Below are 12,453 nucleotides of genomic sequence, written 5' to 3'. Positions count from 1 at the left end.
CCTGCTGTACCCGTTGAGAAGAGACGGGTACGGCTGGGTGGTGGGCGGACGCGAGGGTTCGAAAGGGGCGTTCTTGGCCTCCGGCGGGCCCTGTGCGGGCCGCGTGGCCGCCGCTGGTGCGTCGGCCGGTGAATTGGGCCGGGGCGGGTTGTCGTACCGGCAGGCGACCATGGGGAGCTTCCGCAGCAGCCGTACGGGGAGGCGTCACATGGCGAAGGCGAGATCGACGGTTCGGGACCGGAAGGACGCGTTGCGGGTGCTGGGTGTGCTGAAGGTGGCGACCGCCACGCAGATCCTGCACCTGGTGCGCCCGGGTCTGCCCCAGCCGCAAGCTGCTCGACCGGCTCTCCGACAAGTGGGTCACGCTGATCCTGGCCGCGCTCGGCAGCGGCGGCGGCTCGCATCAGCCAGGCGCCGACTGCTCCGGCGAGCCCCGGTCGATGCGCTACTCGCAGCTGCTGCGCCTGCTGGTCGGCGTCAGCCAGAAGATGCTCACCCAGACGCTGCGCTCCCTGGAGCGCGACGGTTTGATCACCCGCACCGCGACGCCGACCGTGCCGGTCACGGTCGCCTACGAGCTGACGGATCTCGGCCTGTCGCTGCACGAAATGATGCGCGGCCTCAAGACCTGGGCCGAAGAGCACATGGACGATGTGCTCGCCAACCGCGAGACCCACGACACCCGTGTCGCCTGAACCACAGGGGCAAGACGTCGCCCGTCGTCATTTTAGGATTGCCTGATCCGGGTTGCCGGTCGCCAGGAGCAGTCTCCGCGTAGGAGGCCGCGCAGACAGGCGGGGTTCATGGGCGGCGCCACGGGCGGTCGTCCCAGCGATGGGTAGTCCAGGCCCGGCGGATCAGGCTGCGGACGGTGATGATCGCGTCTGCGAGGTCGAAGAAGGCGTCGATCACGATGGTCCGACGTTCGTAGCAGCGGGCGAGCCGGTGGAAGGCGTTCTGCCAGGCGCGCGTGCGCTCGACATGCCAGCGCTGACTTGCCTGGATGGGTGCTTTTACACCCTTGCAGGCGATCTGGCCGTGCAGGCCGCGTTCGGCGAGGGAGGTGCGCGTCGTAGTTGAGTCGTAGCCGGCGTCCAGATGCACCGTGATGTCATCGGGCAGCGGGCCCAGGTCGTCCAAGAGGTCGAGCGTCGGGGCGAGCAGCGGGGAGTCGTGGCAGTTCGCTCCGGCCAGGACGCGACCCAGCGGAATTCCGTAACCATCCGTCATACCGGATCGTTTCAGGCCCTGTTTGCCTCGATCGACCGGGGAGCGCCCGGCTGCCTGGCCGCCGCCGGGTGCCTTAGTGATCGATCCGTCGATAGCGATCTGGTCCAGCACGAGGCCCACGATCCGGTCGTATGCCTCCAGGACGATGTGCTTGAGGCGGGCGAAGACACCGAGTCGGATCCACTCGTTGCGGCGGTTGCGGATTGTGGTGGCCGAGCAGGTCGTGTCGGCTATGCCTTCGTAGGAGCAACCGAACCGCAGGAGTTGGAGCAGCTTGTCGAACACGATCCGGTCGCTGATCCGAGGGCCGTGGCAGCCCAGCGGGTGGTCCGGATCGTAAAGCGGCCGCTTCGGCAGGAGCGCAGAGAATTGGTCCCAGAGTGGGTCTGTCAGCCATGATGGCAGTGCAGGCACAGGTCTCCCCGATGGTCACAGAGCGTCGCAACTCCATGATCGCGAAGTCCTGTGCCTGTTCTGCCATCGGGGCGCTCTACTCCGCCTATCTGCGCGAGCTCTTAGACACTCCCGAGCCCCGGGCCGCCGGGGGACGCGTCACGGGATCAGGGGCGTTTGCCCCTGTTTCCGTGCGGGCTGGAGTCCGGTTCCGGCGGCCCGGGTGATGGTGGTGGGGCGGTGGTCAGCGGTTGTAGCTGTCGTGGCCGGCCCAGTCGCCCTTGTCGTCGCCCTTGTGGTCACTGTGGTCGTCGTCATCGCTGCTGATGTTCTGGCAGACGTTGCCGAACGCCGGGTTCAGGAGACCGACGACGTTGACGGTGTTGCCGCATACGTTGATCGGCACGTGGATGGGGACCTGAATGAGGTTGCCGGACAGGACGCCGGGGGAGCCGATGGCTGCACCGTGGGCATCGGCGTCGGCGGCGGCAATGCCGGCACCGGTGGCCATGATGGCGCCGGCGACGGCGGTGATGGCGGCTGCCTTGGCAATACGGGACATCGAAAGTCTCCTTGGGAGGGTTGAGTCCGCCGCAGGGTCACGGCGTCGACTTCACCAACGGGCGTGCTTGGCCCCAGGTCACGGACGTTACGCCGAACGAGCGCCCGCATCACGCGCCGCAGTCCCGGGACGCCGGCAGGGGGCCGTCCGGGTGAATGCGGGTTGCCGGTGGTGGCGCCGCCCGTGTCGTGGACCGCGAGCGGCTCGTTCATGGGGTGCGACATCGAGGTCCGGTCGGGCCTGGCGGTTTCGCCCTTTCCTGCCAGGCCCGACCGCATCATCCGTAGCCCTACGGGCGGCGACCCCTGCGTCAGCTCGCATCCCACCAGCGGCCGGCTTCCGGGCGTGGTCAGGGCTCGACCCCGAACCTTGGACACGGCTTATCCCGGCGCGGGCCGCGTGGGTCGCAGGTCCTCGCGAAGACAGCGCCGCAGGAGCAGCAGCCCGGTGACATCAGCACCGTCCGCGAACTGGGGGATCAAAGATAGGTTCTCAGATTCTGCGCGGTCACTACGCCTGATTCTTGGCTTCCGTTCCGGGATCATCCTGCTCAGGTAGATGCCGAATGACCTGTTCCGCGCCGGCCGTGGCGCCCGCCCCGAGCGGCACGGCGGCGATGCGCCCGGTCTTCTGCCGGCACTCCGGATCGCGGTCGGTGTGCTCACGCGCGTTGGTCAGAGCCTTGGCCGATGGGGTGGCACCGCGGCTGAGCAGGTGGCGCACCATCGGTATCTGTCCGAACCCGGTCGCCCAGTCGAGTGCGGTCTTGCGCTTCATCACCGCGTTGACATCCGCCCCGTGGTCCAGCAACAGATCTACCGTCGCCGGGTACCCCTCGTTCCCAGCCGTGGCTGCCAGCACCAGCGGCACGTAGCCCATCCGGCCCTGGGCACCGGTACGGGCACCGGCATCGAGCAGAGCCCCCACGACTGCCGTGTGCCCACGGATCGCCGCCAGGCACAGCGGCGTCGACTCCTCGTACTCACCCGCCCGCTGCTCCAAATCGGCCCCCGCATCAATGAGCAGACGGACGACATCGGCATGTCCCCGCCCCGCTGCCACATCCAGCGCCGTACGCCCGCCCGTGTCCGGCGCATCCACCGCAGCACCCAGCTCCAGCTGCCGCGCTACCGAGATCACGTCGCCGGCGTCCGCCGACCGCACCAGTTGATCCGCCACGTCCATATCCCGATCATTCCGCGTCTCCGGACCGAGGGAGCAACTGAAGCACTCAACCCTCCGACTGCCGGTCGTCCAACTTCGATGGCAAACGATCCAGGTTCGATGACACGGGACAGTCAGGACAGCAGCGGCCGGGGGTAGCAGCAGGTGTCACGCCACCCTGTCACGCGGGGTGTCACGCCGCCTGTCACGCTACCCTGTGCTACACCCCTGACCAGGGCGGACACCCCTCAACACCCCCTTTGCAGCAGGGGGCGTGACAGCGTGACACTTCACGCGTCGACGGCGACGGCCTGGCGCTCGCGGATGACCGGCTCGGCTGCAATGCCGCGCTGCACCGCTGCACGCCAGATGTCCCCGGCCGGCGTCACCTGCGCCGCCAGTTCCTCGTACTCGGCCAGCGCCGCGTCCTCGGCCGGGTAGCGGAACGGCTTCGTCGGCAGCATGTCCGGGTGCTTGTCCCGCCAGTCCCGCAAGCGTCCGATCGCGTCCTCGCTGGTGTGCCAGCACGCGGCCGGCACCTGGCCCACCAGCGGGGCCGGCAGGCGGACCGTCACCCGCTCCGGCCAGCCGCCGTCCCGCGTCCCGGGCCACCGCCCGGGTTCTTCGCCTGCGCCGGCAACGGCGGCCAGTCCCGGTCCCAGCCGAGCGCCGCCAGCTCGGCCCGCACCCAGAATGCCACCAGGCCGTCCAGCGTGTCGGCCAACTCCCCGCTCTCGTGCAGGTGCGCCCGGTACATCGCCCACTGCGCCCGCTTCGCCGCGGCCTCCCGGCCGGGCAGCCCGTCCCAGTCCCACGGTGCCGACGTCGACAGCGCCCGCGCCCTGGTCCGTTCGGCTTTGAACAGTGGCCGCATGTCGGCGAGCTGCTGCTTGGTGCCGTACGCGACGCGGGCGGTGACGGTGATGGTGCCGGCCTCGGTCATGCCGAACATCATCCCGCCCCACCCACCCCGCCCGCCGCCAGATCACCCGGCCGGGCTCCGAAGGATGCGAGGACGGGTTCACGGCAGCGCCCCCAATCCCCCAATCCCCCAACCTATTGGGGGATAGAACCCCTGTTTGCCCAGGTGGCGGAGCCCACTGGGGGATTGGGGGATTGGGGGTCAGGCCCGGTGAGGACCTGTGTACCTGTGCACTGGGAGCCCTGTTTCGCCAGGTAGGCGTCCTTATCTGTGTACCGGCGTCACGGGCCCCGGAGGGTGCGCCTGACCTGATGACACAGGTGCAGTGACGCAGTTGTAGCTCACCACCTGGGAAACAGGGGATCGATGACACGGCTCGAACTGTTCAGCGGTATCTGTGTCAGGTGGTGATCGGAGCCGTACGGTCTCCGCCGGCCGCCGGCCGCCGTCCCGCGTTCCGGGTCAGCGGGTCGGGTTCTTTGCAGTCTTCGCCCAGCCGCGCGTCGTCGGAGGCCGCACCATAGTGGCACTCTTGGGCATAGCGCTTTCCGGGCGGAGAGTCGGCCCCTGGCCCCGGTTGCCCCGACTACTTTGGTAGCTGGAGTCGTTGCACTTGCGGGGGCCCGCCAGTATGCCGACAGACCCCCGCGAAGACCTGTTGTCACATGTTCCGTGGAATAAATGTGGGTCGGAACGCGGGGGGTAGGTCGGATGTTGTCCCGAAGACCAGGACGTGTTCTGGATTCATGTTGTCTTTTTCCAGCGTTGCAATGATACCGGCCGACAACAAGATCTTGATCAGTGCTGTCTGCATGTGGAGGCCGATCACTCCGGGATACCGTACGACCGAGGTATCAGGGGTGCCTGAGGTGAGGCTGTCGACAGCGGCTTTCACCATGTCAGGGTCGCAATTCCATCCCACAGATACTGGAGCCGATGCGATCTCTGCATCATCATCCACATACACCGCGGCACCTGACTGCTCCTCCGAATGGGCGCCTTCATCGCGGAAGGCGGGCAGGCCAGCGCGCCGGAGCGTTTGGACCACCTGATCGGCCAGGCCTGTTCGGGCAGCAAGAACTTCATCGGATGCGCGGGCAAATCCGTATTCGGACATCGTGTTTCTTTCTTCTCCTGTCGGGTGTGGTGAGCGATACGCGCACGCCCACCACACCCGACAAATAGGCTACTCCTCGTCAGATTTCACGGAGGTCCGGAAGGATGCCCTCCCGCCGAACCTCTGGATCATATTCTTGAGGAGTGCTGCGGATCCAGGTCCGTCAGGGACGGCCCAAAAGATGGGAGTCCCCGGAGTGAGAACGTCCTCCAAGAGGGGGCTGCACACAGGACACGGCTTCCGGTCGCTGTACAACTCTGTGATTTGTGATGGCTTGAAGTTCCTTGCCGCCAACTGGTCCAGGATGTGGTTCTCCGAGTGATACCCGTCCCCCTTGCTGAAACCGACCACAAGATCACCAGTTTTCGGGTCGTTCCACCCTGGAACCTTCGCAACCGCTACATTGCGCCCCGCGGTGACTCCAGAACCCATTCTGCCCTTGTACGCCATGAGAGCGAGATCAGTGCTGCCGTAGGCAATGATCCCCTCGCACGGATTACCGCTGTGTACGGCCGCCGCGCGCAGGGGGTTCCTTCTGGTACATGCTGTGACGAAGCCATCAAGGATTTTCGCTCCGATTCCCTCGATGGCGGCCTCGGTGAGGCCGGCGGCACGCAGGCCCTTCCAGGCGTCCGTGACTCCGATGCCCGTTCTCATTGCGGCATCGAGGGCCTTGACGGCGTCAGCAGTGACCTTGAGTGCTTTGCCACCGACGAACCAGGTGGCGGCCCAGGCGCATCCGGTCCAGGATCCGCTGTCGCCGCCAGGTACGAGTTTTTGGGCGCATTCGATGAAGTCGCCCAAGACGATTTTGACGGGGTCGATGCCCGAGTTGAACTCGGTCATCGACAGGGTTCGGGTGACGGTCTCCTTTTGGTTGGTGAGCGTTGCGGAGCCGAGGAAGACGAGGGCTGAGGGCGGGCACATCAATTGGGTGGCGGGGCTGTCCTCGTCGGTGCACTGGTACAGGTCGACGAACGCGGTGAAGTGGATGGTCTCGGTGACCGTGCAGTCCCCGGTGTGGAAGATGGGGTTGCAGTTGTCCGTCTTGACGTCCTCGGGTTCACCGATCTGCTCGATGTGGTTGGGGACGTAGAACACGTTGCCGACGCCGGTGGTGGTACCGGCCTTGATCTGGTCGTTGTTGCCCTTGACCTCGGCCCGCTCGGCGGCTTCCTGGGCTTCTTTCGCGTCCTGCTGGGCCCGCGTGGCTGAGGCTTCGGCTGCGGTGGCGTCTTTCTCGGCCTGGTCGGCGATGCCGCGGGCGGTGGCGGCGTCTGCTTCGGCGGCGGTGGCCGCCCCGCGGGCGGAGGTGGCGTCTTGCTCGGCGGCGGTGGCTGAAGAGCGTGCTTCGGTGGCGTATCCGGCTGCTTCGGTCGAGGCGGCGGTCGCGGCTGCCGCGTCGGCGGTGGCCTGCCGGTTGTACTCGACGGTGTTGGCTTCGGCCTTGACCGCTGCCGCTGCCGCCTTGGATGCCTCGGCTGCGGATGCGCGGGCTTGGCCCAGCGACGCTACCGCTGCGACGGCGGAGGCTGCGGCTGCGGATGCCGCGGTGGCGGCTGCCTTGGCGTCGGCGTCGGCAGCTGCGGCCAGGGCCGCTGCTTCGGTGGCGGCCTTGCCTGCCTGGTTGGCCTTGGCTTGGGCGAGTGCTTCTTGTTGTTGGGCTGCGGTCTTGGCGGCCTGTCCGGTCAGGACGGCCAGGCCGGCCGAAGCGTCGGTCTCCTTGTATGGGGATCCGAGCTCGACAGCGTCGTTGGCGGGGTTGATGACCTGGGCGGCACTGTCGCGGGCGGCCAGAGCGGCTTGCGCGGTGGCGTAGGCGAAGCCGGCTGTTTGCACTGCTGACACGGCGGCGGCGTTGGCTTCGACCCGGGCGAGCACGGCGTTGGCGTGGGCCTCGGCCGCCTTCGCCTGGGCGGTATCGGCCAGTGCTTTGGCGGCACGAACGTTTTCGGCAGCCGCTTCGGAGTATCCGATCGCGTCAGCGGCGGCCGCATGGGCCTTGGTCACCGCGGCGTTGGTGATCTTCACGTCCCGCTGGGCCCCGTCGGACGCGGCCTTCGCGCGCGACGCCGCGGCCTCTGCCTTGGTCGCCGCCTCCCGGGCGTTGGCTGCGGCGTTGGTGGCGTCGTTGGCCGCTGCACGGGCGTTCGTGGCAGCGGTGGTCGCGGCATTGGCATCGGTGCGCGCCTGGGTCGCTGCGGTGCGGGAATCCGCCGCGGCGTCGGTGCCTTCGTCGGCGTCCGCTTTCGCCTCCTTGGCGGCGGCCTTGGCGCCCAGCGCGTCCCGTCGGCCCTCCGCATTGAGCGCGTCGTTGCGTGAGGAGATGGCGTTGCGCTCCGCGGTGAGGGCGGCCTCCTTCTTCGTAGCCGCTGTGGTCCCGGCGGTTTGCGCGGCCGACAGCTTCTCCGCTGCTGTCGTGCGTTCCGTCTGGGCTCGCGCGTTGGCGTCGGCTGCCTTCTGCCGCTCGGTGGCGGCGATCTCCTTCTGTGTCTTGGCCTTGTCACGCTCGGCCTCGGCCGTCAGCCGCTTGGCGTGTGCGTCGGCGGCGGCGGTCTTTGCGGTCTGCTCGGCGGCTTCGGCCTTAGCTTGGGCGGCCTTGGCCTTGGTGGCGTTTTCCGCGGCCTTGGTGGCCTGCAGCGCCGCGCCGTCCGCGGCGGCCTTCGCCTGGGCTGCTGCTTCCTGGGCGGCGATGCGGCGGAACTCGGCTGCTGAGGCGTGTGCCTGGGTCTGGGCCAGAGCCATCAGCGTCTTGCTGTCCGAGGCCGAGGCCCTGGTGGCGTTCGACGCGGTCTCCGTGGCCTTCGCCACTGCCAGAGCGGCGGCCGCCGAGGCCCGGGCGACCTGGACGGCCTGCTGGCCGTAGAGGAGCCCGCGTCCGCGGGGCAGTCCGGCGGCGTCCGCGATGCCGTACGCGCTTTGCTGCGCGGCGATGGCGGTGGTGGCCTGCTGCTGAGCGGATTGCGCGGCCCGCGACGCGACGTGGACCCGGCCCAGCGCCATGGCCTGTGCCTTGACGATGTCGACCTTGACCTTCGCGAAGTCAGCCGCCGTCGGGTACCGCTGCGCGCTGGTGGGCTGCTTGAGCCAGTAGGCCTGCCAGTCCGCGAGGCGGCTGGCGATGATGGACTGGCCGAGGGCCTCTCCCAGGGCCTGGGTGGCTACCTGCAGGTCGGCGGAGGCCTGCTTCTCCGCGCCCATGATGGTGTCGCGCGGGGCGGCCTGACCGGACAGTTCGTCCTGCCACTCCGCCGACGCCTGCATTATCTCGGCGCCCAGAACTTGCTGGGGGTCGTAGGGGGTGCTGGTGGTACAGGACGCGAAGCGCGCCTTGAGCGCTTCCACATCGATCCGGAATTCCATGGTATCCGGAGCTGGCGCACTGGTGGGGAACCCGCCGTACTGCAGGAACAACCGCGCGTCGTCGGCGTACATGGCGCCCTGGGGCTCCATGTACTGCCGGTCGGTCTTCCATCGTTCCCAGTACGCGTAGTCGGTGGACGAAATGTCGGTGTACCGCGTGGTGGCAACCTGGGTGACGGCGGCTACGCTCTCCGCGCTGGCCAACGGGGCCTGGTTCTGGGAGAAGAACGCGTCGTGCTGGCTGAGCCGGACCTGGCCGTCAAGCCAACTCCGAAGGCCAGTGGTGTCGAAGGGGTTGTCCTTCGGATCTACCTGCTGAAAACCCGTTTGGGTGTACCCGACCGGATTCGTGACGTTGAGGCTCTTCTCCCATTCCTGGTGCCGGAAGAGAAGTTCGTTGCCCTTGCTGATCGCCTGTCTCAAGTCCGCTTCATAGGCGACCCCGAGGGGCGCGCCTTGGGACACAACATCGGCCGCGTTGAGGAGTTCCGACTCGTTGCCGTTCAGACCGGCACGAGCGACGCCTTTCAGCTCCTGACCGCCCTTGCGCTGCGCGAGGGTGAGTCGGCACTGGGCCGCACGGATCTGCGCGGCTTTGGCGGCGTCGAAAGCTGGCGCGTCCAGGGTTGCACCAGCCGGCACTGCGTCGGCGCTGGCGAGGGGCTGGAGTTGGCCGCCGGTGAAGGTCACCGCGGCGACGGTGGCCAGGGCCGTGGTGGTGAGCAGCCGGCCCAGCAGGCGTCTGGGCAGGCGGGGGAAGGGTGGTGCGTTGGTTCGCATGGGGGTGAGTCAGCCGATCTGCTGATGCTGCCCCGGTCGGTCTTCGACGGACCTTGCCACGGGGCAGGAAGTGTGATGGGGCGGGCGGCCGGAGTTCAGAACAGGGTGTTGAAGGAGCTCCAGCCGGACGAGCCGATCTGCACCCGGGCGGCGAACGGGGCGGCGGGGTCGCCTGTGCCCTTGAACAGCCACAACGCCCCTGCGGGGTCGCTGGCGATCAGGTCGGCCTTGCCGTCGCTGTTCTGGTCGCCGGTGGAGATCAGGACGTTGTAGGCGTTCCAGCCCGTACTGACCGTCAGCCGGCCCGTGCACACTGCGTCGGTCACGGCGTTGCCGGACCCGGGGAAGAGGTACAGGGTCCCACCCGGGGAGCGGGTGATGAGGTCGGCTTTGCCGTCACCGGTGAAGTCCGCGCGTCCGATGATCCGGTCCATACCCTGGAAGCCGGTCCCCATCCTGACCTTCGCGGCCAACACCCCGTCGGCTCCGGCCTGGTAGAGCCACAACGCACCCGAGGGCTCCCTCGCGATCAGGTCCGGCTGTGCCGCTCCGCCGAAGTTCCCTCCCGCGACCAGCAGGTCGTACTGGTCCCAACCGCTGCCGAGCAGCTTGGTCTCGGTACCGCGCTCGGCGGTGTAGTACAGGGACCCGCCCATCCGGAAGTACAGATCACTGGCCTTATCGGCGGAGACATTGTTCTGCACGATCGCGGTTGCTTCACCGAACCCGCCGCCCAGGTCCACCGACGCGCGGAAGCCACCGGTGCCGGACGGTTCGTAGTCGTACAGGTGACCGTCGGCCCTGCGGCCGAAGGCGGGAAACATCGGTGTCGTACTGGTCGCGTTCTGAGCGGCCGGTCCGGCGGCATTGGCAGATCCCCGGACGGCGGCTGGCGACGACGCCGATGCCGCAACGGCCATGACGAGGACGGCTGCTGTAGCCAGACCGGTGGCACGGATCACCGCCCGGTGTACCAGGCGATTAGAAAGATGGAACATATCGGACGAATGTCCTTACGAACGACACGAGCGCGAACACGCGCGCAGGCGCAGGCATGACGAAACCGCCTGGCCACCCCCCACGGATGAACACACGCCAGGTCCAAGACCACGGCAAATGCATATTACAAACATAAAAGATCCATAAGGAAGGGCCTCCGGCGAAAATGTCACACAGCCCAACGGGCTTGGCCGCGCTGGCTGTTGTGCCGTTCCTGGAGTCGGGCTGCGCTCGTTGCCTCGTGCCGGGTGGGCCGTCGTGTTGTTGTGTTGGTCGGTGCCGTGGCGGTGCTCGCCCCGTGGTGTTGGCCGCCCCCGTGTCGTCGTGCTGTGGTCGGCAGCATGTTCGGGTGCTTGTCGCGCCAGTCCCGCAGCTTCCCGATCGCCTCGGCGCTGGTGTGCCAGCATGCGGCCAGTACCTGGTTCACCAGCCGGGCCGGCAGGCGTACGGTGACCCGTTCCGGCCAGCCGCCGTCCCAGCACCGGGGTTCTTCGCCTGCGCTGGCAGCCGCCGGCCAGTCCTGGTCCCAGCCGCGTGCTGCCAGCTCGGCCCCGTACCCCGAACGTCACCAGGACGTCTAACATGTCGGCCAGCTGCCCGATCTCGCGTAGGTGTGCCCGGTACATCGCCCACTGCGCCCGCTTCGCCGCGGCTTCCCGGCCGGGAAGCCCGTCCCAGTCCCAGCGCGGCGTCGTCGACAGCGCCCGCGCCCTGGCCCGTTCGGCCTTGAATAGCGGCCGCATGTCGGCGAGCTGCTGCTTGGTGCCGTACGTCACCCGGGCGGTGACGGGTGTGGTGCCTGTCTCGCTGATGCGGCACATCATCCGGCCCCCGCTGCTCCGCCTGCTGCCGGATCGCTTGGTGAAGCGGCGGGTGGTGCTGGCCCCTGCGTTGGCGGCGTGAGGCCGAGAGGACCGGTAGGTGGTGGCAGCCGGTCCAGGATCTGTTCGGGAGCCTCCAGTCGGTCCAGTGCCCGGAGTCTGCGCCGTTCCAACTCCAGCCACATGCGATGCGTTTGCCAGCGCATGCAGGTGTTGGCGAGAACGGGCACCAAGCCCGCCAAGCCCAGCAGGAACGCATACAGAGCATGGTTGGTGAGGAGGGCGGCGACGCTGCCCAGGGGTAGGGCAGACAGTGCGGCCAGGGATACGGGTGAGGGCATGGCGGAGCTCCTTCGACTACGGGCGGGCATGTACGGCGGGACTCGTTCGAGGACCGAGTTGGTTTGCGTCGCGTCCTCAGCCCTTGGGCGGGCTGGGGACGCCTAGACATGGGTGCGCCCCTGCTGGTTGGTGGTCAGCCGGATGGTAGGGAGCGCGGTGGTTAGCCGCGCTACCCCCGCGAGGCGGTGGTGTTGGGCAAGCAGGTGGGTGTGTTGATGGCCTGAACCTCGGGAGGCTCAGGCCATGGACGTGTTGTGTCTCCGGGCGAGTCGGAGCTTCGGCGGCCGAGAGGGCCAGCGCCACTTCGGGCTTTGACCGGGTACATTGCGGCTCGGCTCGGTTGTTCGTCAAAGGCCCGTTGAGCTGCGCAGATGAGGGGGCGGGTGGCCTCAGGAGACGCTGTGAAGTGGCCGGAATGCTGGTGAACTACGGCTCAAAGACGTCAGAGGTCCTTCAAAAGGCCCCAAGGGAGTCGCATGCCTGGCCCCTCGGGTTGCGCGGGTTGCTTGGTGTAGGGGTTATGGGTATGGGGTTGCCGTTTGTTTCGGTCCCGGCCCAGGTTCCTTGGGTTGAGCAGGTGGGGTGCTGGGCGACAGCTGCTGCCTCTATCTCGGGCTAGCGAGTCGGTTCCCCTTCACCGGTTTTTCTGGAGCGCAAGGGGTTCCGGCTCCTTCTGTTGGCGCGGTCCGGAGCCGGTGGGTTGTGTGCGATGTGCCGCTTTGGTGTCAGTGGGGTGGTGTCAGTGACGGCACGTCAGATG

General features: G+C 67.8%; 10 protein-coding genes. 2 read left to right on the top strand and 8 right to left on the bottom strand.

Annotated elements, in window-relative coordinates:
- The first annotated feature begins 332 nt into the window (after positions 1 to 332).
- Positions 333 to 695 carry a winged helix-turn-helix transcriptional regulator gene (locus tag C6N31_RS39635; RefSeq protein ID WP_198359427.1) on the top strand — a complete coding sequence of 121 codons (363 nt, stop codon included), beginning with the start codon at positions 333 to 335 and terminating at the stop codon, positions 693 to 695.
- A gap of 106 nt (positions 696 to 801) precedes the next feature.
- On the opposite strand, the gene C6N31_RS39630 is transcribed toward C6N31_RS39635, so the two are convergent.
- From C6N31_RS39630 to C6N31_RS39595, 8 genes are all read right to left on the bottom strand, one after another.
- On the bottom strand, positions 802 to 1,644 hold the full coding sequence (locus tag C6N31_RS39630; RefSeq protein ID WP_198359412.1) for an IS5 family transposase: 843 nt from the start codon (positions 1,642 to 1,644) through the stop codon (positions 802 to 804).
- A 223-nt stretch (positions 1,645 to 1,867) separates the two neighbouring features.
- Positions 1,868 to 2,185, bottom strand: a complete 318-nt coding sequence (locus tag C6N31_RS39625; protein WP_198359410.1) for a chaplin — start codon at positions 2,183 to 2,185, stop codon at positions 1,868 to 1,870.
- Between the two features lie 510 nt (positions 2,186 to 2,695).
- On the bottom strand, positions 2,696 to 3,370 hold the full coding sequence (locus C6N31_RS39620) for an ankyrin repeat domain-containing protein (RefSeq protein WP_198359408.1): 675 nt from the start codon (positions 3,368 to 3,370) through the stop codon (positions 2,696 to 2,698).
- 269 nt (positions 3,371 to 3,639) lie between these two features.
- Positions 3,640 to 3,924, bottom strand: coding sequence for a hypothetical protein (locus C6N31_RS39615; protein WP_198359406.1), 285 nt, complete (start codon positions 3,922 to 3,924; stop codon positions 3,640 to 3,642).
- Positions 3,921 to 4,292, bottom strand: a complete 372-nt coding sequence (locus C6N31_RS39610) for a hypothetical protein (protein WP_198359405.1) — start codon at positions 4,290 to 4,292, stop codon at positions 3,921 to 3,923. Before C6N31_RS39610 ends, C6N31_RS39615 begins: the two co-directional genes overlap by 4 nt.
- 640 nt (positions 4,293 to 4,932) lie before the next feature.
- Positions 4,933 to 5,388, bottom strand: coding sequence for a hypothetical protein (locus tag C6N31_RS39605; protein ID WP_198359403.1), 456 nt, complete (start codon positions 5,386 to 5,388; stop codon positions 4,933 to 4,935).
- A gap of 69 nt (positions 5,389 to 5,457) precedes the next feature.
- Positions 5,458 to 9,531, bottom strand: coding sequence for a nucleic acid/nucleotide deaminase domain-containing protein (locus C6N31_RS39600; RefSeq protein ID WP_198359402.1), 4,074 nt, complete (start codon positions 9,529 to 9,531; stop codon positions 5,458 to 5,460).
- Between the two features lie 95 nt (positions 9,532 to 9,626).
- The gene (locus C6N31_RS39595) at positions 9,627 to 10,355 is read right to left on the bottom strand and encodes an FG-GAP-like repeat-containing protein (protein WP_232486217.1); all 729 of its coding nucleotides are present in this window, start codon (positions 10,353 to 10,355) and stop codon (positions 9,627 to 9,629) included.
- 757 nt (positions 10,356 to 11,112) lie between these two features.
- Here C6N31_RS39595 and C6N31_RS39590 point away from each other — a divergent pair.
- Complete coding sequence (locus tag C6N31_RS39590) at positions 11,113 to 11,433, top strand: hypothetical protein (RefSeq protein ID WP_198359398.1); 321 nt, start codon at positions 11,113 to 11,115, stop codon at positions 11,431 to 11,433.
- Positions 11,434 to 12,453: the final 1,020 nt, after the last annotated feature.

Origin of the sequence: Streptomyces fildesensis (assembly GCF_016107395.1) — a bacterium.
GTDB classification, from domain to species: domain Bacteria; phylum Actinomycetota; class Actinomycetes; order Streptomycetales; family Streptomycetaceae; genus Actinacidiphila; species Actinacidiphila fildesensis.
The sequence above is the reverse complement of the archived record's forward strand: the minus strand, read 5'-3'. Positions and strand labels throughout refer to the sequence as shown.